Origin of the sequence: Bacillus sp. B1-b2 (assembly GCF_009183415.1) — a bacterium.
GTDB lineage: Bacteria > Bacillota > Bacilli > Bacillales > Cytobacillaceae > Niallia.
The window spans coordinates 175,857-201,039 of record NZ_WEHU01000005.1 but is presented as its reverse complement, the minus strand read 5'-3'; the positions used below and the strand labels follow the sequence as shown (position 1 = coordinate 201,039).

Here is a 25,183-nt window from a genome sequence, read left to right as displayed (position 1 = left end):
TAAGAGGAGGTGGATCGAAAATGTGGAGTTCAATAATCTATAACTATAGGGGATGAATTTGATATGTATGGTAGAAAGGAGTGTTATTTATCCTTTCTTTTCATAAATTGAAATGTAAAAGCTAATCTATGCACCTAAAAATAGTATGTTACAATGGCATAATTCCATACAACGAAATTTTAATGAATAAGAGGGAAGATTAAGGAGGGAAAAGCGGGGAATAGATTTTTCATCATTGTCTACATACAGGAATTATGGACATTGAAAAGAACACCTAAGTATGAGATTTCTAGGTAGAGAGCAACTGAAAAAATTTAAAAATTATATCATTCACTGTTCCGTAAATGAAGATCCCACACCAGGTGAATACAATCTTTATAATGCTATTAAACCTAAAAGCTAACCAACTACTCAGTGGCTGAATAGAAGATAGGAGAAGGAAACTACTTTGCATACTTTATAATTTGGACTAGGTTCGTCTATAAAAGATGGTGCAAAGGGTAAAAATTTTAAAAAATAAGGTGTTAATTCAATGTACTTATTTATACACCATCTTGCTCTATATATTGAATGACATCATTTAAACGCTTCTCTGACATAGATGGGAGACGAAGTTGATGTGTTTCAAATGGTAAATTTTCTGTAACAGGATTCGGAACAATGACACATTTTAATCCAGCAGATGTTGCAGCCTGTAAGCCATTCAGTGAATCTTCAAAAGCAACAGCTTCATTTGCTTGTAGGTTCAATTGATTGATTGCCTCTAGATATAAATCTGGTGCAGGTTTCACTCTTTCTACATCATCACCAGTTACGATTACTTCAAAGTAGTGAATAAGACTTAGTTTATTTAAAAAGTCGGTAATCCACTTTCTATCAGAACTAGAGGCAAGGGCAATTTTATACCCGTATTTTTGAGCTTCTTCTAAATAGTCCTTTACCCCTTCACGTGCTATTGGTTTTTTCATTTTATCTATATGTATATTTTTTGCTCGTGATTCAATATCCTCTATATTACATCTTTCGCCTAATTGTTCTTGAAAGTAATGATGGAGCTCTGTATTATCAGTTCCAACACACTTCACAAAATATTCGAGAGGCAATTCACATTGATAAGTTTGCAATGCTTCTTTATATGACTCATACCAAGCGGTTTCTGTGTCTAAAATTAATCCATCAAAATCAAAAATTACAGCTTTAATCATATTAATCCTCCTTTTTCCTTTAGATAAATAGTACAATAAAATTCTTATAACGGAAAGTAACATAAACTTATACCAATTATTGGGCTACATCTATGATTATAAGTAAATGTAAACCTATTGAAATAGACTGCTCATTTTTTAACAAAAAGAGGAGAGAGGTTGAATATTAAAATAGAAAACAGATTTAAATGGAAAGCGGAGAAAAGTTAGCATAGAGTACTATGAATAACTTTTGTCGTAATAAGAGTACAACAAGCAGAATAGTTTAACACTTATTAAAACTAATGGGAGTTAGTAAGAGATAAATGATTGTAAGAAGGTTATATTAGGGAATACTCCATTGAAAAAGTTGCCTTTTTATTTCTAATGAAGTAAGATATTGATGAGAATGAAAATTGTTATCAATTAGAGGAGAGTGATTCCTTTGACAATATGGAGTAATGCTGTGGAAGTAAGGAAGGCATTTATCATAGATCAATTATTACAAGTTGGTATATTTAAAAAGGATAATATTCAGTTATATGAGCTGAGTTTAAGTGAATTAGAAAATGAATACTTTACATACATAAGAAGGTCAAGACAGTAGAACGCCAAGTAAAGATCTTAATCTTAGAAATAGAAGAATGAAGTGACTGTCATCAATAGCCGAAAAGTGTCTGAATGCGATTACAAACATATGGAAGATAAATAGGACTTATTTAAGTTTGTTTCCTAAGAACTTGAATGAGTCCTATTTTTAACCACTTCCCAGATTATTTAAATAGAAATGGCTGTTTAGAAGTACTTTCTAAGACTACTAGGAAGTATTTCTCATTTTATCTTCTTCCTGATAAATAGGAACTAATTACTAATATTATTTTTTGCCCGAGTTAAGTATAATTGTACTTATTGTTAAACTTTTATCTAAATGATGGAATAGTACATTTGCTTTTAAAAGATACTCAGTTTTATTGTTAATAGACGTTAATATATAAGTAGTTATGAAAAGGGATGAAATCGTATGAAGGTTTTAATGGATAAACAAATTAGTACCCAAGTTTTAGATGTTCATTCTGTAATGGCATCATTAGAAGCTAATTTAGCTATCATTGAATTTGATTTAAGTGGAAAAGTGATTTGGGTCAATGAAAATTTTGCTCTGGCCATGGAATATAGTGTGGAAGAAATGCTTCATATGATGCATAAACAGTTTTGTACAATAGAATTACAAAACAGTAATAATTACAATTTGTTATGGACTAATTTAAAAGCTGGTCACAAATTTCAAGAAAAGATCCAAAGAGTTTGTAAGTCAGGTAAGTTAATTTGGCTAGAAGCTACGTACATTCCAGTTTTAAATGAGGAAGGTAGAGTCGAAGCTGTATTAAAGATTGCAACAGATATCACCGAAAGAGAAAATAAGACAATAGAGATTGTTAACCAATTAAAAAACTTATCATTGAATCTTGGTGAAATAGTTACAGATAACTCAAAAGAGAATATGAAAGCTATACAAGCATTACATGATGAAACAGAAGTTATTAGTCAACTTTCTAAGACAATCCAAAAACTTTCTGCACAAACAAACATTCTAGCATTGAACGCTGCGATTGAGGCAGCTCGAGCTGGTGAGCATGGTCGCGGTTTTAATGTGGTAGCAGCTGAAGTACGAAAATTAGCTAGCAATGTAGAAGATGCTATTAAAAAAGTTAATGTTAATATTGAAAATATTTCTAAAGAAGTAAAAACTGTTAGTGGTGTTACCCAGGATTCTCAAAAGTCTGTTATTAAGACACAAGAAACAATTCACTTAACGATGCAAGCATTTGAAGGTCATACAATTGGTTAAAATAAAGAGAAACAGTAATAAAAAAGTAATACTCAAAGAAATCACATATATAATAAGCTATTCATTTATATAAATAAAATTATTTTATGATCCGATGAAGTAATTTTATTTTACATACAATCTATAATAAAAATTTTTTATTTTATCTCACTATTTCAAGTATACTTAATTAAGAGACAGAATTTCTCGTTTTTTAGACTGCTTAGTATAATATATATTATGTAAACTAGAAAAAGAAAATTTGTTTATACACTAACATCTAATACTACTGCCTCCCGTCTCCCCATTGAATAAAAAAGCACAAACCTCTATTAGAAATTTGTGCTCCACTCATTAAATTATTGATTTCTCTAATATATATTGCTATTTCACTTTACGATATCCTTCATACACTGTATACACTGCTGAAAGAATAAATATGGAAATGGAACCACCAATTAACCAATAAGTGAATGCGTGAGTTGTTACATGAAATAAATCAGCCATATAGGAAGTAAATTCTATGTTGAGTAACTGTGGATTTGATAAAATGATGATAAAAACGATCGTTGCAAAAATTTGGAGTATTGCATTATATAGTGCCATTTTTTTCGTCCAAATACCAATTACTAATTGGTATACAGCCAACGCAATCTCTAAAGCAATCATAATGATAACAAGTGGCCAATAGCTGTTTAACACTTCTTGATTTAGCGATGGCATAATAAATTCTAGTCCTTCTTCCGTACCATTATATACCCCAACTAAATGTGTTGCATTAAAATATATGGTTCCCCAGATTGTCGTCCATATTAAAGCTCCGTACACTGTTAATTTTGAAATCGTCTTTTCTTTAGGAATGTATGGAATTTGTTTTAGATCATCTGGCTTCCATTTTTCTAAACTGCTTGTTACTGGTTGTTGTTCTTTATTAGAATCCACTCTTTCTATTATAGCAAAGATAATCGTTAACCAAAAAAACACTTGAACTCCTACCTCAATCAGTCGATATATTCCAACTGAAAATATATCAATAATGATATTGAGGATGGCTTCTTCTCCTTGATAATTAAATAAGGACTCGGCAACCATAGAAATAACAGAGATCATTCCTGCTATTGGTAAAATCATTTTTAACAAAGACACATAGATATTAAAATATCGTGGACCTATTAAATGCATGGGTCGATCAAGATAATTATTAGCTAAAATAGCTGGATCTCCTAGCTTTTCAAGTGCGTTTTTAACATCTTCTTCTGTATAGTCTTCAGGTAGCATATCCTCAATAGTTGATGTTAGCTCAAGTGCAATATCTTTTCTTGTCTTTTCTGGTAGCCTTCTAGTAACCTCATGAATATATACCTCAGTGAGATTCATCATCATCTTCCCCTTCTGTTAATAGATTGTAAAGCTCTTTTGAATTCTTAATCCAAACTTTTTTTAAATGTAAAAACACTTTAATACCATTATCACTTAGAACATAATATTTTCTTGGCCTACTTTCAGAAGTATCCCAGCTACTTGAAACTAATTCCTGTTTTTCTAATCTTCGGAGTAAAGGGTATAGTGTACTTTGGTCAATGGAAATTCCTGATTTTTCTAATAATTGGACGAGTGAATAGCCATATTGTGGTGTTTGAAGTTGACTAAGAACAGCTAATGTTAAGCTTCCTCTTCTCAGCTCCGTTTCTAATGAATTTATTAAGTCATTCATGTATTCACCTCCTATCCTTCTATACTATGTGTTATACAGTATTTATCTTATACTATGTATCATACACTATTGTTGCAACAGAAACCAACTATTTTAGGCAATAATTATTATATATATAAAAAACACAGTTTCTAGATAGCTCAGAAACTGTGTTTTTGATGTTTATTAAAATAAGATTCGTACATTATAAATTGTACTTTAACAGCCAAAATAAACGGAATTACTCTATCATCGTGCTGCTTCTTTAACAGATGCAGGATTTAATTCAATTAATATCTCTTTCTCTAATTTTCCTTGTTTGAGCTCGATTTTTCCACCTGAAGAAAAATCAGCTGGCATTAAACCGTTTAAAGGAATGTGAAAGGTGGCTATGTTTAACATTTCATATACCTCTCCTATTAGTCTACTGCATGTATAGTCTTTCCGTTTAGAAGGAAGTGAAAAGATTCTACCCTCTACTACCTCTTCTATCATCTGCCACTCCCCAGGATTAGGTATTCCATGCACTTCCTTTATGTATTGATCTAACTTCACAGAATCTATCCTAGTCTCCTCGTCTAATGAACGTAAAGCATATAATGGAGGTACATAAGGAGTTACATCTTGTCCATATGTTTTTAACCGATCTAATAGCTTTACCACTTTTGGACCTGTTTGATGATCATGATACCATTCGTCTTCTAAATTGGTTAAGGCAGTTGATTCAAAAAAATATACTTCCCCTAGCGGATCAGGTCTTACTACCATACCTACATGTGACCACATACTATGCTCTAGTTTTTCCACTAATTTACTAATGGGATATTGTCCACTAAAAAGAATTAAATCTCCCGTTTTTAAGCTTGGTAAAAGTTTTACATAAGACTCCTTTTGCAAGTATTCTACCTCCTATTTACCTATTTTTACTACAAAAATACATGCTATAATTATATAATACTATATTATTCTAGGAGTCCATTACTATGAAACTGCTTTTAAGTAAGAAAAACATAATGATTGGAATAGTTATGTTATCTTTCTTATTTTCACTTGAGCATAGTAGAGTTTATGCCCAAGCAGATGAGATAATAATAGATAACCAAACAGCTAAAGAGGATATTACAGATCATGTAGAAGTGTTTATTGATAAAAATCACCGCTCGCCATCTGAAATAAGTAACATTATCCAGGAGTTTCAACCTCTAAAGGAAGCCAGTATTGATGGTGAAATGGCAGATTCCACCTATTGGATTTCATTAAATTTACATAATACAACAGAAGCAGTAAAAGACATAATTATAGAAGTTAAAAAACCGCACTTAAGCCTTATCTCCTTATATAAATGGAATGAGAATGAGCCTACCCTATTAGAAACAATGGGATATAGCTTACCATTTAATAATCGAGAAATAAAGAATCGAAATATGATTTTTTCTACTACACTACCATCTACTGAAACACCGTCAATCTATCTACTAAAAATTGAAACAGATAGTTTTTTTCAGGCTCCTATCACAATCTGGGAACCAACAGCCTTTATTGAGCATAGCTCCAATGCAGAGATTGGTTTTGGTCTATATTATGGGATTATGATTGCAATGATATTATATAATACGTTTCTTTTTATATCCTTGAAAGAAAAAACATATTTTTATTATATTTTATTTATCTTAGGATTTACTATTATGCAGGCTATATGGGATGGACTAGCTTTTCAATGGATTTGGGGTAACTATCCTTGGTGGGCATTGCGTTCCAATTCCTTTACTATTATATGGACTTCTCTATTTGCCTTACAGTTTGCTAAACATTTCTTACAACTAAAAACAGAAGCTCCTCTCTTACATAAAATTGTACATATATTTAGTTATTTATGCTTCCTATCTTTACTTATTCCATTACTAATACCTATACCTATTGCAACGATGACTAGTACAATTATTGCTTCTGTTTTTGTATTGCTCATTATTTGCATGATTAGTACGGTTAGAATAAAAACAAGAGAAGCAAAATTTTTCCTAGCTGCATGGGGCTTTCTACTAATAGGCGTTATCCTCAATTTATTAGCAGCTTATCGAATCATTCCATTAACGGCTATAAGCTTATATGCGCCAAAAATTGGTGCAGTTATAGAAGTATTGGTATTATCACTAGGGTTAGCAGACCGAATTAAAAGAGTTACGCTCGAAAAAGAGAGAGAATCTAAAAAACATTACTTACAAACACTTCTTCAAAGCTCTTTAAAACAGATGTCGACTTTAAAGGAAGTAGATTACTTAGCTTACATGACTATTCTCACGCTTATCAATTTAACAAAGCATGAAAAAGGAATCTACTTCCTTCAAGAAAATGCTACTTGGACTATTCTGGCTAAGACAGAGGAAATAGATGTAACTTCTGTTGTTAACATCGAGCCTAAGTATTTAGATGAAATTATCTACTCAAATGAAGTGCTAGGAAAAAAATTAGGCCTTAATGAACAGATTGGTTCCGTAATTACTATTCCTATCTCATTAAAAAATCATATTGGCATAATCATACTTTTCAGCAACGAAAAACATACATTAGAAAACTATGTAAAATCAAAAATAATTCCTACTTTTGTGGAACAATACAATATCTTACTTTCGAATTTACTCCAATACCATACGTTACGTAAGTCAGCTATGTATGATCATCTTACTGGGGTGTATAATCGAGAGCATTTCTTTAATCAAGCAATCTCATTAATAGAAAAATCGAAGAAACTGAATCAAGAAGTAGCTCTACTTTTAATCGATATTGATCATTTTAAAAACATCAATGATACATATGGTCACCAAATTGGTGATCAAGCCATCACTTTTGTGACAAACCAAATAACTAAAACTGTTGGAAAATTAGGTATTATAGGAAGATACGGTGGTGAGGAATTTATTGTCCTTTTAGAGAATGCTAGTAGTACCAATGCATTAGACATTTCTACTATTCTCCTACATTCATTAAGAAATAAACCATTTCATACAAGTAATGGAGACACGATTTACATTACAGTTAGTATAGGCTCTTATTATAGAGATAATATCAATAACCTATCACTAGATGATATGATTCAGAAAGCAGATGAATTTCTTTATGTAGCTAAGAATAATGGTAGAGATCAAGTAGCCTCCCCCTCTTTACTAAATAGAAGGTAATGAAAGTATACTACTGAGTAGCAGGCTATACGGCCCTCTTATTCAGTAGTTTTTTTCATTCTTAGCTCCTATAAACACCTATCCCCTTTCTGTCAGTTCAATTATTTGACTATTTCTTGCTGAAAGAATTATGATAATCATGTTAATAACTAATAATTATTGGAGGATAGTAATCATGAATCAAGCATATCAAAAACTATTTAACCCCCTGCCGTTATCAAGTAAGGTAGAACTAAAAAATCGCCTTATCATGGCACCAATGACTAACTTTTCCTCTAATGCTGATGGAACGGTAACTCCTGAAGAATTAGCATATTATGCACGTCGTTCAAAAGGTGTAAGTATGGTAATTACAGCTTGTACATATGTGACAGAAAACGGGAAAGGATTTCCTGGTGAGTTTGCTGGACATACAGATGAAATGATACCTAGTCTTCAATCACTTGCATCTGCTATTAAAAAAGAAGGTGCGAAAGCTATATTGCAAATCTTTCATGGCGGACGCGCATGTCCTCCAAACCTAGTTCCAAACGGAGAGCTTGTTAGTGCAAGCAATGTAGGAATGGAACATCTTCCTGCTCCAAGACCTTTAACTCATGAAGAGATTCTAGAGATTATTGCTGCGTTTGGTCAAACAACTAGACGTGCTATTGAAGCTGGTTACGATGGAGTAGAAATACACGGAGCAAATGGATACCTTATCCAACAATTTTACTCTGGGCATACTAATGTTCGTGAAGATCAATGGGGAGGAAATGTGGAAAATCGCTTAGCTTTCCCTCTAGCAGTAGTAAATGAAGTGAAACGTATTGTAAATGAATATGCGGATGATTCCTTTATTGTTGGCTATCGTTTTTCTCCTGAAGAACCAGAAGAAAATGGTCTTACTATGACAGATACGTTCACACTAATGGAAAAATTAGTAGAAAAAGAACTAGATTATCTACATGTTTCTGTTAATGATTTCTGGTCTAAACCAAGACGTGGTGCAGACGAAAGTAAAACTCGTATAGAGTGGATTTTAGAGAAAGTAAATAATCGAGTACCTGTTATAGGTGTTGGCGGTATTTATTCCGCTAAAGATGCTCAAAAAGCATTTGAATCAGACATTTCTTTATTGGCACTAGGTCGTGAGCTCATAATAGATCCTGATTGGGTACAAAAAATAGAATCAGGTAAGGAAGAAGAAATAATTACCCTTCTAGATAAAGAAAAACAAGAAGAATTAGTAGTACCTGATCCTTTATGGAATGCCATTACAAATGCCCCAGGTTGGTTTCCTGGCGTATAACTGATTAATTAAGACTATCCTTTTAAAAGAGTATATTCTCTTTTAAAAGGATAGTTCTTTTTTTTATTTATAGCCCTTTTCTCATCCATTTTTAATTTCTGGCTATTATACTATATATTTGTTGTCATTGAATCTTAGGTAGGTGTTATTTTTGAATACGGAAATGTTATTACAAATGAATACGATTTTCATAAGTATCGTAATAGAAGCTCTTCCTTTTATTTTAATTGGTGTACTAATTTCTGGTATTATTCAAATCTTTATTTCAGAAGAATTTATCGCTCGAATTATGCCGAAAAATATGATTCTGGCCGTCATTTTTTCATCTTTACTAGGAAGTATTATTCCTGCATGTGAGTGTGGAATTGTTCCTATAACAAGAAGATTAATGCTTAAAGGAGTTCCTCTCCCAGCAGCTATGGCTTTTATGCTTACAGGACCTATTATCAATCCGATTGTACTATCATCTACGTACATCGCTTTCGGTAACAGCTGGAAAATGGTCTTCTATCGAGCTGGTTTAGCTTTAGTAACATCTATTATAGTAGGTATACTACTTAAATTTTTCGTAAAAGAATCTCCATTAAAAAATAGTACGTTAGAACATATTCATTATCATTCCTTTAAAGAAAAAATAGATGGAATGCTTAAGCACTCGATAGATGAATTTTTTTCGGTTGGAAAGTTCTTAATAATTGGCTCTCTTATCGCAGCAGCTGTACAGACGTTTATAAGTACTGCTACATTAGTACAAATAGGAAGTGGTCCCTTCTCTTCTCACCTTGTTATGATGGGGCTTGCTTATATACTAAGTTTATGCTCTCAAGCAGATGCTTTTGTTGCGTCTAGCTTTAGAAATAGTTTCTCAGAAGGTGCTATTTTATCATTCCTTATTTTTGGTCCAATGTTGGATATAAAAAATACCTTTATGCTGTTAAGTACCTTTAAAGCTAATTTTGTATGGAAACTAACAGCTATTATTACTATTACTGTTCTGATTGTAACCATTCTAGTGTAAAGGAGCTCTAGCATGTTTCGAATATTTATTTTAATCGGTTTAACTTACTTGTTTTTACACCTTCATGCTACAGGTGACATATCCAAATATATTAATATGAAATATGCTTATATTTCGGAATCTGCCATTTACATTTTTATAGCGTTTACCCTAATCTGTCTTTATAACTATATGAAAAAAGATAAAACGGACCATGTACATGGAGACAGCTGTGAGCATTGTGGTCACGATCATGCGAAGGAAGAAAACACATGGTGGAAACGTGGCTTTACCTTTGTTATTCTTTTGCTTCCTGTGTTTACAGGTCTTTTCTTTCCTGTTGCAACCCTTGATTCTAATATTGTAGAGAAAAAAGGATTATACTTTCCTATTTACGATGAGGGAGATGAATATAGTCAACGACAGTTTCTACAGCCTAATACAAGTAGCTATTATGGAAAAGATGGCTATGTTGAGCTTATGGACAAAGGCATGAAAAAGTTAGCGAATAAAGAAAAAATTACTTTAAAAGAAGATACATTTCTAAATGATTTAGAAACTATCTATAATTATCCTGGTCAATTTTTAGGGAGATCCTTATCATTAACTGGCTTCACCTTTCATGAAGATGAATTGAAAGGAAATCGGCTTTTCTTATTACGATTTGGTATTATTCACTGTATAGCTGATTCTGGAGTATATGGCATCCTTTTAGATATACCAGATGAAATGTCTACAGAGAATGACCAATGGCTACAAGTGACTGGTACGCTAGACTCTGTCTACTATCAACCTTTCAAAAAGACAATTCCTGTTTTAAAGGTAACAAAGTGGAAATCCATTGCAGAGCCAGAAGATCCTTATGTGTATAGACAAGCTTAATTTAAAAAGGAAGAGGAACCTCATAAAGATTCCTCTTCCTTTTTATTTTATATACTTCTCCATTCGGATATCATCCCACATTTTGTCTTGATAATAGGTAAAATCTTTGTTTATTCCTATTTCTTTATATCCAAGCTTTTTGTACAGTTTGTGAGCGACTTGATTAAAGGCGAATACTCCTAATTCTATTCTATTTAATCCGAGTCTTTTTATTTCGCTTTCTAGGTAGGATAGTGATGTAAAGCCTACACCTCTTCCTCGTGCAGCATTCTCTCCAATTGTAATTCCTATCCAAGCTGAACCCTCTTCCTGTTTAAATAGATGCTTAGGATCAACAATAAAGTTCATTTCTCCAACTAGTAGATTATCTAAGTAGATTAAATACATGCTATAGCTTGATAACCGAGCTGTTAGTTCCTCTTTCGTAATCATTACTTTTGTGTCAACCTCTTCTTTTGATCTACAAGGATGAATGAAGGGTACTATAGCCGGATCATTTTCCCATTTATTTAAGCTGTTTACTAATTCATCTGTTGGTTCTTCAAGCTTCTTAAAGGTAATTGTCATTTTCTTATTCCTCACTATTGTTTTAAATATCATAAAAATACAAAAAAGCTACTAATTGATCCTTTATTTTGAGTATATAGAACAAATGCATCATTGTCTTTAAAAAATTATCACTATGAATTCTTTCCTAGCGTTCTAAAGAGAAGGATTTTTCAATACTGTATAAAGAATTTGTGAAAATGTTAGAAGGAGGTTGGAACGCTTGGTTATTGTACATTATATTGAAAATAGTGTAGTTCTTTTAACACAATTAAAAAAAGAAGTACCAGTTGTTGATCAAGAGATAAAAATAAAAGGAAAAAAAGGAAAGGTAACTCATGTTGTAGAACCGAAAGAAAATACCTTTCAAGTCTATGTACAACTAGAGAAGCTAGTAAAAACTAATGCTATTGCAGTAGACAATAAGAAAAAAAGAAAATAACACTCCTCTCTTATGGAGCAGCCTCCTATGTCCTCTACAGGAATAACCCACACATTCCTTCCTAATTTGCATACCATGTAGAAAGCAAATTAGGAAGGGCGTGTATGAATGAATTGGAAGAATTATGTCCTCATTACAGTAGCTACATTTTTAATCCTCCTAGCAGGTATTACAAGCTTTCTAATCGTGCAATCTAATAATCCACAAGCCAAAGAAGGTACGCAATCAAATACGGCCAATACACAAGAAAATACAAGTTCAAATGAAGATAGTAATGTACAAATTACCATAACAAATAATATACAAACTGTGGTCAATGGAGAATCAACTGCTACTGTAGAAAATAAAGTGAAAAACAATATAAGTGACAACAATACTAACCTTGAGAATACTATTCAAAATGATTCAAATGACCAAGCAACGATTACGGTAAATAATGCCATTGAGAATATTTTTAAAGGGGATTTACAAGGTACTCTTCGTAATAATATTACAAACAATCTTCTCTCATCTGGGAAGAGCGAATTAGCAAATAATATTTTAAATGATCTACAGACAAAAGCTCAAATAGAGTTAACTAATGAAGTGAACAATAATAGCAAGCAACCACAACCTCCAGAAAACAATACTAGTGCGCCAAATGAGGGACAGCCTAGTGACACTACTAATAATTCAGAAAAGCCACCCGAAGAGGCTAATACACCACCAGAGAATACACCACCTGATAATAAAGAACTCACCTATATATGGGGAATTGACTCTGCCAGTGAAACAACAGAAGAGTTTTATGCCTGTGTTAGAGAAAATTTAGGTGAACCAAAAATTTTCGCTCGCTATTTAGGTACGAAAGAAGGAGTCTCTTCAGGTCTAACTGCGGAACAAGTTAAATTAATTCATGCAAATGGTGCTGATATCTTACCAATTTATAATGGCTTTACTGATGCAACTGGATATGATAACGGTGTCGCTCAAGCACAGGAAGCAATTTCGTTAGCTACTGATTTAGGGATACCTGAAGGCGTAGCAATATTTGCCGATATAGAACCAACCTATCCTGTCGATGCTGGGTTTATACAGGGCTGGTATGATGGTATAACCTCTTCTAACTATAAGCCTGCCATCTACGGTTCATTTGACCCGGAAAATGAAATTGTCAATGCATTTAATACTGCCGTTCAACAAAAAGCAGAAATACAACAAAACACTTATATTTGGTCTTCTTCCCCTAGTATTGGCGTATCTAAAGAGGTAGAAGCACCAACTGATTATACGGTAGAAGCCCCAGAAGGTTCACTTTCTTACGGCTGGCAGTACGGAATTAACTCGGAAACCTGCAACATTGATACAAATTTATTTGATAGTAAATTAACAGAAGCATTATGGCAAAATTAAAGAGAGAAAATCTATCTTAAAAAAAACAACTTTTTAAGATAGATTTTCTCTCCTTTTTCTAAAGTGCATGATTCAAACTAATGTCTATTTACCTCTACTAAGCTTAACTCGTAAATTCATAAAAGTAGAAATTAATCTCGCTGTTTGCCCTTCGTTTCCCTGTCTTCTTTTTCTAGATTCTACACAATCCATTAACCTTTGGTCACAATAGGCACAAGATCCATATCGAGTGACACATCTATCATGTCTTTCACAACAGGAGTCTACATAATTAATAGGTGCTCCTGGACCACTGCAACCTGGGCCACAATAACGATATCCTCCAGGCAAACAAAATCCGGATCTATTTCTTCTTTTATTTCGTTCTTCTTTATACATACACTTCTCTCCTTTACCTTATCAGCATATGTTAATGGCTAGCATAAGGATTGGAGGATTCACTCATGAAGAATAAAAAAAGTGTAGACAATCTCACAATGGAAATGGTCTACACTTTTTTATTAGATTAGCTTTGTTTCTTAAAGATAGTAGAAATAATTTGATCTGTTGTCATATCACTAGATATTTCATATGAACCTAGTTTAAGGTAATTTGCTACACCTTGTTGCTCCACTTTTTGAGAGAACTGTAGTGCCGTTTCTGGTATGATTTGCTCGCTATTAAGTGTACTTCCTACATCATAGCTTGTCATACCTTCTGATACTGTAATGGTAACTTTTTTAACTTCTGGTTGCTGTTCTTCTTGTGGTTGCTCAGCTTCCTGATTTTCTTCAGCTGGTTGCTCTTGATCTGTTGCTGCTTCAGCATTTCCAGCTTCTTCATTAGATTGAACTACGTATCCACTATTTGTTAAAATTTCTTTCATTTCCTCTACAGTAGGAGTGTTAACAGCATTCTCATCCACTGAATCGGATTTATTATTATTTGCAGTAGCACTTACATTCGAAGCATCATCTTTAGTAGAAAAGTATACAATTCCACTTACAGAAGTTGCTAAAAGTACACCAGCTGCAAAACTATTTATCAAGTTAGTTTTCCATTTCATTGTAATACTTTTCTCCTTTCTTCTTTCACAACTAGATAAGGAGCAAGCATTTCTTCTACTTCAGCTTGAGTAAGTTGTTTTTGAGCTGCAATACTTTCGAAAGAATATTTGCGTCTATACAGATCAATTACTTCACGTAATACAATTCTGTCTGTTCCATTTGTTTTTACGCCTGCTTCTTTTTCTAGTATTTCCATATCAAGCTCAAGATTTCGCACTTGTTTTTGCAAACCTTCCAATTCTTCCATTACAGAAAGATGAATAACGTCTATTTCACGCTGTTCACTTATAGAAGTTTTCTTTGCATTTACCAGTGAGGTAATAAGCAAGATGGCTGCTGCAAAAAACAAAATGGCTAATGTCCATTCCATTATAAAGATCCTCCCTCTTTCAGAATCTACTATCCTAATAATTTATTATACATGCTTTTTAAAGATTTTTCGATTCATTTCTACAAAATCCTTCAATAGTTAGACAAGTTTCCCTTCCTTCCTCTTCCTTTTTCTAAGGAAATAGTAGGAGAAGTCTTGTAAACTATAGGATTATCTATTTTGTTGAAGGAATAAAAAGGAAATATCTTTTTTTCTTCTAGGTATATTTTCATCTATAAAAAAAGTCATTTATCCATAATTATTTCTCGTAAATGGAAATATCAATCAAAAAATAAAAAAGACTCAAAAGGTATTATGCTCCTTTGAATCATTCTTCTGAAATACTATATCCGTTCTTGCCATTTCTTTTCGTTTCATACATAATTTTATCTGCTTTTCGCATTAAGCTTTTTTCATCAGAGCCATGTTCAGGATATATACTAATACCTATACTACAAGTAATCATACAAATATGCTGATCCATGCGAAATGGATGTTTGAAAATATCTATTAGTCTTTGTGCATAATTATTTAAATCATCTAATTCATAGCATCCATCTACTAATAAAATAAATTCATCTCCTCCTAAACGACAAAGAAAATCATGTTCTCTAACGGCTCCCTTAATTCTTGATGAAATCAATTTAAGCGCAATATCCCCATAATGATGGCCTAATGTATCATTAATTTGTTTGAAATTATCTATATCAATAAAAAGTAACGCAAAGGAATCTTTTTTTGCACGACCATCTATTAACTCAGCGATTTTTTTGTGTAAATAGCGTCGATTTGGAAGCTCCGTTAGTGTATCATACAATGCTTGATGTTTTATGATGGATTCATAGGCTTTTCTATCAGAAATATCTCTTGCAATAGTGGAAAAAAAATGAATATTTTGTTGATCTGTTTTATGGGATACAATTGTTTGAGACATAGGTATTTCCTTACCATAGGAATTGGAGAGTACGGTTTCACCCTTCCAAATTCCTTTTTCTAAAGCGATATTAGCACCTATTTTTTGGTCTTGGTTACTTTTCCATAAAGGAATTAATGTGGAATTATCATCAAGGGTCTCTTCTTGTAATCCTAGAAAATCTCTAGCAGAAGGGTTTAAATAGGTTGTATTTCCTAAACTATCGGCAGTAGCAATAAAATCGGGTGATGCTTCAATAATATCTAACAGCTGCTGCTTTTGATCCTGGTTTTTTTTCCAAGCAGTTATATCACGATGTATACCTCTATACCCTATACCTACTCCATCCTCATTGAGAACAGGTTTTCCGTTTGTTTCAATAAAGACCTCAAATCCATCGCGATGGATCATCGTAAAGTCCATATTATGTAAAGTTCTATTTTGGGCAAGAGATTCATTAATAATTTCTGCTACCTGTTTTTTTTCTTCCTCTTTTATAAATAAGAACATAGATTTCCCATTAATTTCTTCAGGGGAATAGCCTAAAATGTCCTCTACAATTGAATTAGAATAAACAAATTCTCCATTTTTATTTATTTGCCAAATCCAATCACTAACATGTTCCACCAAGACACGAAAGAATTCTAGTGTTGGATGTTCTTCATCTGTTCTGTGATTCATGTACATTCTCCTAGTGAAAAAAATGATAAAGGTGGATGAAAAATTCTAGCTAAATTAGTATAACCCTATTTATAAAAATTAATAAACCGTCGATAATTGTATCTTTAATTTCAGGGTTATGTCAATTTATTTACCCCAAGAAAAGATAATTATGTTTTTTAGTAAGTCATTCTTAATATGTTCTCCAATTCTGTTTGGGTAAGAGGAGTTGGGCTGGGTTTAGCAAAATAATATCCTTGAAAAAGGTCAAACCCCATTTCTTTTAAATACTCTAAATCTTCTACTGTTTCTACTCCCTCTGCTAATGCCAATGCACCTATACGGTGAGTAGCTTCTAATACAGCGTTAGCCATAACTTGTTTTTCCACATCATTTGAAACACCGTTACAATATTCAAAGGCAAGCTTAACAATATCAGGTTTGATTGCCTCCAGTTTTTCAATATTGTTATAGCCTACTCCTACATCATCAAGTGCATACTTAAATCCATGCTTCCTGTAGTAAGATAAAATAGATTGTAAATGTGTTAGCTCGTTAATTTCGTCTGTTTCCACAACTTCAAACACTATATTTTCTGGATTAAGATTTAGTTTTTTTATTAACGCAAACGTACTTTCTAAGCAATGCTCTGGGTTGTAAATAGCAGTAGGTATAAAGTTAATAAAAACAAGTGAATTTGGAATAATAGAAGCATTTCTCACTGATTGTAAACGACATGCCCGATCAAGGGAAAAAAGCCTATTTCTTTTACGAGCTGCATCAAACAGAAGATTTGGAGGAATAATGTCTCCCCTATGATCAAGTCCTCTAGAAAGCATCTCATATCCAATAATAGTTGGTTTATTGTCCTTTAATTGAACAATTGCTTGGAAATAAGAAGTAATATCATTATTTAAAATAATATCATCAATCCAACTTGCTTCTTTTTCTGCTGTAAAATCTACTAATTTTTTGCGTGGATACTTGTCTTCCAAGGGGGAAATCCATTCCGATTCTGCAGCGAGTATAGTTTCTGTTTGTAGATGTATCTTGGCATAATCTAGAAAAGCGAAGAAGACAGGCTCTGACAACCATAAAGTCGTATCCGAAACAAACCGATATAAATCGGTTGTAATATTTCGAAAATAGTTCCATATTACTTTGCTCTCATGATGAAAATAAATGGTATATCCCTTTTGTTTTGGATGGCAAATGTCACAAATCATATTTACACAGTCTTCCTTTCCTTTTCCTATTATATTAATCTATCGGTCATTTTTATTAAAATTCTACAAGTAAATTATTCCAATATAAGTGTTTCTTTCTATCATACTAATACTACACTATACGATATATACTATCTTATTTCCAACGTATTGCTTTAGGTGAATTTTGCCTCTTTTTATAAAAAAATTGTGGTACATGCCCATATGTCTGAATAGGATTATATGGATGATTGATAGGAGGACTTAATAGATGACTAGTATTTTATATTATATTGCGTTAGGACTTTCACTCGCTGCTCCTATTGGCCCTATAAATGCAGCGGTAATTAATCGAGGACTTCGATATGGTTTTTTTCAAGCATGGATACTTGCTTTAGGCTCTATCCTTGCGGATGTGATTTATATTCTCCTTGTCTATCTTGGTGTAGCACAATTAGTTAATACTCCTATTATTCAAACTTTCTTATATTTATTTGGAGGTTTCGTCCTAATCTACACGGGAGTGGAAGGAATACTCACGAAAACAAGTAATTTTGTCAGAAGCAGTAAGGATAGTCCTGCCCTTCATAAATCCTTTATTACTGGTTTTCTGATGAGCTTTATGAATCCTTTGTCTATTGTGTTTTGGCTCGGTATATACGGATCTGTCCTTGCATCCTCTATAGATAAATTTAGTACAAGTACAGTTATTTTCTATACATTATGTATATTAATGGGAGTAGCCATATGGGATTTTACTGTTTCTATTCTATCTAGTTTTTTTCGCAACATGGTATCCGAAAAATTTATTACGTTTGTTAGTAGATCATCTGGATTCGTATTATTATTATTCGGAATATACTTTGGATATCAGGGAGTACAATATTTCTTATAGTTAAACCTCTTCTTTCATTTCTTTACTCTAGATAGGTTACTTATCGGTTTTATGGGGAAACATAGAGAAAAAACCGTTAAAGGAGTTCTACAATGAATGAAAGAATGCATCAATCGTACTGGAGAGATTCTGTTTCACTTCCCTCCTTTCCGACATTACAAGAAAATATAAATACGGATGTTTGTGTTGTTGGTGGAGGAATTACTGGTATCGTTACTTCTTATCTATTAAGCAAAAAAGGCTGTAAAGTGGTTCTACTAGAATCTGATACCATTTTAACTGGTACGACAGGCTATACAACGGCAAAAGTAACAGCACAGCATGGGTTAATTTATGATGAATTAATTCAACATATGGGAATCGATAAGGCCAAGCTATATTACGAAGCAAATATGGAGGCAATGAAATTTGTCGAAGAAAGCGTAAAAAATTTACATATTAAATGCGATTTAGAAGAAGAAGAAGCTTTTTTATATGCAACAAGTAGTAAGTATGAAAAAAAATTACAGAAAGAATATGAAGCATATCAGAAAATTGGAATTCCAAGTGATTTATCAAACAAATTACCATTCTCTATTGAAACAAAAGCAGTATTAAAAATGAGTAATCAATTTCAGTTCCATCCTCTTCTCTTCTTAAAAAAGCTAATAGAGGAAATGGTAAGTAAGGATGTATCCATTTATGAAAATACTACTGCTGTCGATATAGAGGAAAATCTCCATCCTGCTGTTTTTACAAAAGATAAATACGTCATAAATTGTAAGAAGGTCGTGGTTGCTTCTCATTTTCCCTTCTATGATTTAAAAGGACTGTATTTTTCCAGAATGTATGCAGAACGTTCTTATATAATAGCTGTTAAACCAGAAGAAGAGTATCCTGGTGGGATGTATTACTGTGTAGACACACCAACCCGGTCGTTACGTTCTGTTAAGATTAACGGGGAAAAATATGTATTGGTTGGTGGAGAAAGCCATAAAACCGGGCAAGAAGATGATACGGAGCAATACTATCAAGCATTATTATCTTTTAGTGAGAATGTCCTCAAAACGGAAGGAGCACACTATCAATGGTCTGCCCAAGATTTAACCACACTAGACAAGTTGCCATATATCGGAGAAATAACCAAAAACACTAATTCCATTCTAATTGCTACTGGTTACCGTAAATGGGGAATGACAAATGGCATTACAGCAGCATTATTACTGACTGATATTATTCTAGAAAAAGAAAATCCATATAAAGAATTATTTAGTCCATCAAGACTATATTTAGAGCCAGCTTTTGCCTCTTTTATAACGAATAACGTTGATGTTGCGAGACATTTAATAAAAGGGAAGTTGGGTGGTGTGGAAACAAGTAAAGAATTATCTCCAGATGAAGCGGCTATATTTAGAATAGACGGGAAAAAGGTAGGATGTTATAAGGATTCTACAGGAAATGTTCATATGGTTGATACGACATGTACCCATCTTGGTTGCGAGGTAGCATGGAATAACAGTGAAAGAACATGGGATTGTCCGTGTCATGGATCAAGATTTGACTATACAGGGGAAGTAATAGAAGGTCCAGCTGTAGAACCCTTAGCAAAATATAAAAACTAACAAAAAAGATGCGCAGACTCAGAAAGAGAGCATGCGCATCTTTTTTGTTACTTCATCACTTTACAAATATTATTAGTAAATTCAACAGGATCTTCAATTGGTAATCCTTCAATCAGCAATGCTTGATTATATAGAAGGCTCGTATATAAAGCTACTTTCTCTTTATCATTTGTAAAGGCTTCTTTAAGAGATTGGAAAATATCATGATTTTTATTAATTTCTAGTACTTTCTCTGCCTTCACATGTTGATTGTCTGGCATCATACTTAACACTTTTTCCATCTCAATGGTTACTTCTCCTTCAGAAGTTAAACATACTGGATGAGATTTTAAGCGAGTAGAAATTTTCACATTCTTTACTTTACCAGATAAAGCCTCTGTCATATAAGAGAAAAGCTCTTTATTTTCTTCTGTTTCATTTTGGTCTTGTTGATCTTCCTCTTGATTCAGACCAAGATCACTGCTTGAAACAGATTTAAATTCTTTTTCTTTATAGTTCATGATGACCTTTATGGCAAACTCATCAATATCTTCCGTAAAGTACAGAATTTCGTAGCCTTTATCTGTCACTAATTCTGTTTGTGGCAGTTTATCAATACGGTCTATGGAATCACCAGTTGCATAATAGATATATTGTTGGTCTTCTGGCATTCTTTCTACATACTCATCTAAGGAAACTAATTTTTTCTCTTTAGACGAATGGAACAATAACAAGTCTTGTAGCATATCTTTATTCATGCCAAAATCATTATAAACACCAAACTTAATTTGTCTGCCAAATGATTGATAGAACAACTCATATTTTTCTCGCTCATCTTTTAAGAGACTTACTAATTGACTCTTAATTTTTTTCGTTAAATTCTTTTCAATACGTTTTAATTGGCGATCATGCTGTAGCATTTCACGAGAAATGTTTAAGGATAAATCTTCTGAATCTACCATCCCTTTTACAAAACTAAAATAATCTGGCAGAAGGTCTCCGCATTTTTCCATAATTAATACACCGTTTGAATAAAGCTCTAACCCTTTTTCATACTCTTTAGAGTAATAGTCAAAAGGAGTTTTTTCTGGAATGTAAAGAATGGCATTATAACGGATAGCTCCATCCACACTAACATGAATATGCTTTAACGGTTTATCAAAACCATAGCGTTTTTCTTCATAAAAGTTCTGATAATCTTCATCCGTTAGTTCACTTTTGTTTTTTCTCCAGATAGGAACCATACTATTGATGGTTTGTTCTTCCACCATTTCTTCATATTCATTTTCTGATCCTTCTTTTAACTGGCTAGTTGTTACATCCATCTTAATCGGGTAGCGTATGAAATCAGAGTATTTTTTTATAATAGATTTCAAATGATGCTCTTCAAGGAATTCATCATATTGGTCATCTTCTGTATTATCCTTTACCGTTAAAACAATATCTGTTCCAACAGTATCTTTATCGCATTCTTCAATGGTATAACCATCTGCACCTTTAGAAGTCCATTTATAAGCAGTATCACTTTCGAAGGCTTTCGTATATACGGTTACTTCATCTGCAACCATAAATGCAGCATAAAAACCTACACCAAATTGGCCAATGATATCATGCCCATCCTTTGCTTCATTTTCCATTTTGAAAGCAAGTGATCCACTTTTTGCGATTGTACCTAAATTATTTTCTAATTCCTCTTTCGTCATTCCTATTCCAGTATCAGAAATAGCTAATGTTCTGTTCTCTTTATCAGCAGTGATTTTTATGTAATAATTCTCTTTTTCAAAATTAATCGTGTCATCTGATAATGCTTTATAATAAATTTTATCAATAGCATCACTTGCATTGGAAATTAACTCTCGTAAGAAAACTTCTCTTTGTGAATAGATAGAGTTAATCATCATTTCTAATAATCTTTTCGATTCGGCTTTAAATTCTTTTGTTTCTACCATATGATTGTTCCCCTTTCTATATTAAACATCTTAATAATTTTAGCACTTAATTAAGGTGAGTGCTAATCTATTATTTTAATATCATATATTTAGTGTGATGTCAATTATTTGAAGGTTTGACAACTGCCTGTATGTTGAAGGTATGAGAATGTAAATTTAGAGGGTAAGAATTTAAGTGAAACTTTTCCTAATTCTAGTCGTAATAATTTAAACAAATAGAAATGAAAAAGGGGAGATAGCTAATTTGTGGATTGCATTATGGATGCTAATAGGTGCAATAGGATTGACACTTTTAATTATTTCAATAGGAGTTTTCAAGTTTCGAAGGGAGATACAGAAAGAAGATCCTGATTACCTTTTAAACTATGTCCATAAAAAGGCTAATACTGGAAACGTATCATTAATGATTCAATATAATGACGAAAGCTATATAGAAGTTAATTCAAATCAGATGTTACCTCTAGCAAGCACGGTGAAAATTATTTTAGCTCTTGAATTCGCCCAGCAAGCAGCAGAAGGAATAATTGATTCAAAAAAAGAAGTGAATTTAAAGGATTTAGAAAAATTCTATATTCCTAAAACAGATGGTGGATCACATGAAGCTTGGCTTTCTTCTTTAAAAGAGAAAAAAGAAGTAGTCAGTGTTCCTCTATCTGAAGTAGCAAACGGCATGATTGCTTATAGCTCTAATGCTAATACTGAATATTTGATGGATGTGTTAGGTCTTCCAAATATAAATGAGGTTTTTAAAAGGTTAGGTGTTTTACATCATGAACCTGTTTACCCAATCGTTAGTGCTTTATATATACCAACGCAATTAAAGAACGAAATGGGCATATCTAAACAAGAGGTGCTTGAGATAATGAAGAAAATGGATATGTCTGAATACTGCTCTAGAGCTATTAGTATTCATAATAGTTGGATTAACGCCCCTCTAACTAAAAAAGAAAAAGGAGATTTTATAAAGATATTAAATAGGGATTTTCAAAAAGTTTGGTCAGATCGGCTTCCACGTTCTACAACAAGTGATTATATATCCATTCTGCATAAATTGAATAAAAAGATATACTTTCATGAAAATGTCTATCAACATCTTGAACCAATTATGGAACAATTGATGAAGAATAGAACTAATCAAGAATGGTTATTTCATGCTGGACAAAAAGGTGGATCTACTGCATTTATTTTCACAAATGCTATGTATGCTACTGACAAAGAATACAATAGGACGGAAATAGCTTTTTTTGCTAATAATTTAACCATGATAGAACAAGCAAAACTTTCTCGAAATATAAGTGGTTTTCAATTGAAGTTCTTAACGAATCGAGCATTTCGTGAACAAGTTAAGAAGTGTTGAGAAATCTAAATGTAATGAAAACCGGCTGATTTTTTATACGAAAATCAGCCGGTCTCTTTTATTTTTTGCTATTAATAAGGATCAGAAGGATGAGCCATTTGTTCAGCTTCTCCAACTGCTTTGTCCATCTTTTCTTGTCTAGATTCTGTAACTTTTTTAATTCCCTCAGCAATTCTTTTACCATAGTCAGGATCACATTTCGTACAGTTTTCAATCATAATACTCTGTATCTCTTCTCGGCAGCTTGCAAGAGCTTGTGAAAGATTAGAGATAAGCTCATCTCGTTCAAAATCAGTAAATCTACGATATGTCTCACCAGCTTGACCAAAGTTATTTTCACGAGAAATAGACTGTCTTTGAAGTTCTCCTTCTACATAAGGCGTATGTTCTTTTCCAGGATTTTTTGCTTCTTTTAATCCACCAATGGTAGAAGGCTCATAATTAATATGTGGATTTTGATGTTCGCTAAAGTTAGTGCGATAATCCATCTGTCCACCCTCTTGATTAGTTGCTACATGCTTCTTTGGTTTGTTAATTGGTAATTGTAGATAATTGGATCCTACACGATATCTTTGTGTATCAGAATAGGAAAAGGTTCTTCCTTGTAACAGTTTATCATCTGAAAAATCCAAGCCATCAACAAGTACTCCAGTTCCAAATGCAACTTGCTCGACTTCTGCAAAATAGTTTTCTGGGTTTTTATTTAACACCATTTTTCCTACAGGCAGCCATGGGTAATCTTCTTTATACCAAAGTTTAGTAGGATCAAGGGGATCATAATCTAACTCAGCATGCTCTCCGTCCTCCATAATTTGAACATATAATTCCCATTCTGGGTAATCACCTTTCTCTATGGAATCATATAAATCCTGTGTAGCATGACTGTAATTCATACTTTGGATTTTATCTGCTTCTTTTTGCGTTAAATTTTTTATCCCTTGTTTTGGTTCCCAATGATACTTAACAAGAACTCCTTTTCCTTCTTCATTTACCCATTTATAAGCATGAACCCCAGAGCCTTGCATCTGCCTATAATTAGCTGGAATTCCCCATGGTGAAAAAAGAAAGGTGATCATATGCATGGATTCTGGAGTTTGTGCAAGAAAATCAAACATTCTTTCAGGGTCTGATAAATTCGTAACAGGGTCTGGTTTAAACGCATGTACCATATCAGGGAACTTTAGAGGATCACGAATAAAGAAAATCTTTATGTTATTCCCTACTAAATCCCAATTTCCATCCTCTGTATAGAACTTAATCGCAAATCCTCTAGGATCTCGCAGTGTTTCAGGAGAATGTAGACCATGCACGACTGTAGAAAAGCGAACAAATAATGGTGTTTGTTTGCCTTTTTCTTGGAAGATTTTAGCTCTTGTATATTTGGAAATCGGTTCATCCCCTACTGTACCGTAACTTTCAAAATACCCATGAGCACCAGCACCTCTTGCATGTACGACTCTTTCTGGTATTCTTTCTCGGTCAAAATGACTAATTTTTTCTAAAAAATCATAATTCTCTAATGTAGTTGGTCCTCGGTCTCCTACTGTTCGTACATTTTGATTATCTGTGACTGGATGTCCTTGTCGATTAGTAAGAATATCTTCTTTTGTTTCGTTATTTTCTTTCTCTTTCATAGGAAAAGATACCTCCTTAAGTGTATGAAGGTATCTTTTCCAGTTAAAGGAGATTTATGTACATAATGTAAAAATAGCTTTGTGGCTTTTACATGTGTTTTTCTTTACATTATATAGGACGTGTATAAATACCATTAAGAAAA

The 25,183-nt window shown here is 32.9% G+C and carries 23 protein-coding genes and 1 pseudogene; 12 read left to right on the top strand and 12 right to left on the bottom strand.

Annotated elements, in window-relative coordinates; genetic code table 11:
- Positions 1-542 precede the first annotated feature (542 nt).
- Complete coding sequence (locus F9279_RS06985) at positions 543-1,205, bottom strand: HAD family hydrolase (RefSeq protein ID WP_152112070.1); 663 nt, start codon at positions 1,203-1,205, stop codon at positions 543-545.
- A gap of 424 nt (positions 1,206-1,629) precedes the next feature.
- Between F9279_RS06985 and F9279_RS06980 the strand changes: the two genes are divergently transcribed.
- The 3 genes and pseudogenes from F9279_RS06980 (at position 1,630) to F9279_RS26220 (ending at position 3,033) form a co-directional block, all read left to right on the top strand.
- A complete protein-coding gene (locus tag F9279_RS06980) occupies positions 1,630-1,791 on the top strand; it encodes a Fur-regulated basic protein FbpA (protein ID WP_152112069.1) in 162 nt (53 codons plus the stop codon).
- Positions 1,792-2,205: 414 nt separating this feature from the next.
- Positions 2,206-2,592, top strand: a pseudogene (locus F9279_RS26225) (PAS domain-containing protein); the annotation flags it as partial.
- 93 nt (positions 2,593-2,685) lie between these two features.
- The gene (locus tag F9279_RS26220; RefSeq protein WP_413463198.1) at positions 2,686-3,033 is read left to right on the top strand and encodes a methyl-accepting chemotaxis protein; all 348 of its coding nucleotides are present in this window, start codon (positions 2,686-2,688) and stop codon (positions 3,031-3,033) included.
- Between the two features lie 363 nt (positions 3,034-3,396).
- On the opposite strand, the gene F9279_RS06970 is transcribed toward F9279_RS26220, so the two are convergent.
- The 3 genes from F9279_RS06970 to F9279_RS06960 all read right to left on the bottom strand — a co-directional run bounded on the left by F9279_RS06970 (position 3,397) and on the right by F9279_RS06960 (position 5,602).
- The gene (locus tag F9279_RS06970) at positions 3,397-4,389 is read right to left on the bottom strand and encodes an HAAS signaling domain-containing protein (RefSeq protein ID WP_152112126.1); all 993 of its coding nucleotides are present in this window, start codon (positions 4,387-4,389) and stop codon (positions 3,397-3,399) included.
- Positions 4,376-4,726: a PadR family transcriptional regulator gene (locus tag F9279_RS06965; protein ID WP_152112067.1), complete on the bottom strand. Its 351-nt coding sequence runs from the start codon at positions 4,724-4,726 to the stop codon at positions 4,376-4,378. The genes F9279_RS06970 and F9279_RS06965 overlap by 14 nt, the downstream gene beginning before the upstream one ends.
- Before the next feature lie 228 nt (positions 4,727-4,954).
- Positions 4,955-5,602 (bottom strand): hypothetical protein, encoded by a 648-nt coding sequence (locus F9279_RS06960; protein ID WP_152112066.1) that lies wholly within the window; start codon positions 5,600-5,602, stop codon positions 4,955-4,957.
- An 86-nt stretch (positions 5,603-5,688) separates the two neighbouring features.
- Between F9279_RS06960 and F9279_RS06955 the strand changes: the two genes are divergently transcribed.
- The 4 genes from F9279_RS06955 to F9279_RS06940 all read left to right on the top strand — a co-directional run bounded on the left by F9279_RS06955 (position 5,689) and on the right by F9279_RS06940 (position 11,051).
- Positions 5,689-7,881, top strand: coding sequence for a diguanylate cyclase (locus F9279_RS06955; RefSeq protein WP_152112065.1), 2,193 nt, complete (start codon positions 5,689-5,691; stop codon positions 7,879-7,881).
- 175 nt (positions 7,882-8,056) lie between these two features.
- The gene (locus F9279_RS06950) at positions 8,057-9,172 is read left to right on the top strand and encodes an NADH-dependent flavin oxidoreductase (protein ID WP_152112064.1); all 1,116 of its coding nucleotides are present in this window, start codon (positions 8,057-8,059) and stop codon (positions 9,170-9,172) included.
- A 163-nt stretch (positions 9,173-9,335) separates the two neighbouring features.
- Positions 9,336-10,190: a permease gene (locus F9279_RS06945; protein ID WP_152112125.1), complete on the top strand. Its 855-nt coding sequence runs from the start codon at positions 9,336-9,338 to the stop codon at positions 10,188-10,190.
- 12 nt (positions 10,191-10,202) lie between these two features.
- A complete protein-coding gene (locus F9279_RS06940) occupies positions 10,203-11,051 on the top strand; it encodes a TIGR03943 family putative permease subunit (RefSeq protein ID WP_152112063.1) in 849 nt (282 codons plus the stop codon).
- A 42-nt stretch (positions 11,052-11,093) separates the two neighbouring features.
- On the opposite strand, the gene F9279_RS06935 is transcribed toward F9279_RS06940, so the two are convergent.
- Positions 11,094-11,618, bottom strand: coding sequence for a GNAT family N-acetyltransferase (locus F9279_RS06935; RefSeq protein ID WP_152112062.1), 525 nt, complete (start codon positions 11,616-11,618; stop codon positions 11,094-11,096).
- Between the two features lie 202 nt (positions 11,619-11,820).
- Between F9279_RS06935 and F9279_RS06930 the strand changes: the two genes are divergently transcribed.
- Together F9279_RS06930 and F9279_RS06925 are read left to right on the top strand one after the other, a co-directional pair.
- Positions 11,821-12,039, top strand: coding sequence for a hypothetical protein (locus tag F9279_RS06930; RefSeq protein ID WP_152112061.1), 219 nt, complete (start codon positions 11,821-11,823; stop codon positions 12,037-12,039).
- 108 nt (positions 12,040-12,147) lie between these two features.
- Entirely contained in the window at positions 12,148-13,431 is a 1,284-nt protein-coding gene (locus F9279_RS06925) for a glycoside hydrolase domain-containing protein (protein WP_152112060.1), read from the top strand.
- A gap of 84 nt (positions 13,432-13,515) precedes the next feature.
- On the opposite strand, the gene F9279_RS06920 is transcribed toward F9279_RS06925, so the two are convergent.
- From F9279_RS06920 to F9279_RS06900, 5 genes are all read right to left on the bottom strand, one after another.
- Positions 13,516-13,809 (bottom strand): Parvovirus coat protein VP1-like protein, encoded by a 294-nt coding sequence (locus F9279_RS06920; protein WP_152112059.1) that lies wholly within the window; start codon positions 13,807-13,809, stop codon positions 13,516-13,518.
- 127 nt (positions 13,810-13,936) lie between these two features.
- Positions 13,937-14,476 carry a hypothetical protein gene (locus tag F9279_RS06915; protein ID WP_152112058.1) on the bottom strand — a complete coding sequence of 180 codons (540 nt, stop codon included), beginning with the start codon at positions 14,474-14,476 and terminating at the stop codon, positions 13,937-13,939.
- Entirely contained in the window at positions 14,473-14,847 is a 375-nt protein-coding gene (locus F9279_RS06910) for a hypothetical protein (RefSeq protein WP_152112057.1), read from the bottom strand. The genes F9279_RS06915 and F9279_RS06910 overlap by 4 nt, the downstream gene beginning before the upstream one ends.
- Before the next feature lie 328 nt (positions 14,848-15,175).
- Positions 15,176-16,441 (bottom strand): bifunctional diguanylate cyclase/phosphodiesterase, encoded by a 1,266-nt coding sequence (locus F9279_RS06905; protein WP_193224496.1) that lies wholly within the window; start codon positions 16,439-16,441, stop codon positions 15,176-15,178.
- Between the two features lie 158 nt (positions 16,442-16,599).
- Positions 16,600-17,646 carry an EAL domain-containing protein gene (locus F9279_RS06900; RefSeq protein ID WP_152112055.1) on the bottom strand — a complete coding sequence of 349 codons (1,047 nt, stop codon included), beginning with the start codon at positions 17,644-17,646 and terminating at the stop codon, positions 16,600-16,602.
- 250 nt (positions 17,647-17,896) lie between these two features.
- On the opposite strand from F9279_RS06900, the gene F9279_RS06895 reads away from it, so the two are divergent.
- Both F9279_RS06895 and F9279_RS06890 read left to right on the top strand, forming a co-directional pair.
- Positions 17,897-18,520, top strand: a complete 624-nt coding sequence (locus tag F9279_RS06895; protein ID WP_152112054.1) for a LysE family translocator — start codon at positions 17,897-17,899, stop codon at positions 18,518-18,520.
- Positions 18,521-18,612: 92 nt separating this feature from the next.
- Positions 18,613-20,121: an FAD-dependent oxidoreductase gene (locus tag F9279_RS06890; RefSeq protein ID WP_152112053.1), complete on the top strand. Its 1,509-nt coding sequence runs from the start codon at positions 18,613-18,615 to the stop codon at positions 20,119-20,121.
- A gap of 47 nt (positions 20,122-20,168) precedes the next feature.
- Here the strand turns inward: F9279_RS06890 and htpG are convergent, their stop codons facing one another.
- Entirely contained in the window at positions 20,169-22,049 is a 1,881-nt protein-coding gene (gene htpG, locus F9279_RS06885) for a molecular chaperone HtpG (protein ID WP_152112052.1), read from the bottom strand.
- A 244-nt stretch (positions 22,050-22,293) separates the two neighbouring features.
- On the opposite strand from htpG, the gene F9279_RS06880 reads away from it, so the two are divergent.
- Positions 22,294-23,406, top strand: a complete 1,113-nt coding sequence (locus tag F9279_RS06880) for a serine hydrolase (protein WP_226793330.1) — start codon at positions 22,294-22,296, stop codon at positions 23,404-23,406.
- 71 nt (positions 23,407-23,477) lie between these two features.
- On the opposite strand, the gene F9279_RS06875 is transcribed toward F9279_RS06880, so the two are convergent.
- On the bottom strand, positions 23,478-25,040 hold the full coding sequence (locus F9279_RS06875) for a catalase (protein ID WP_152112051.1): 1,563 nt from the start codon (positions 25,038-25,040) through the stop codon (positions 23,478-23,480).
- Between the last annotated feature and the right edge of the window lie 143 nt (positions 25,041-25,183).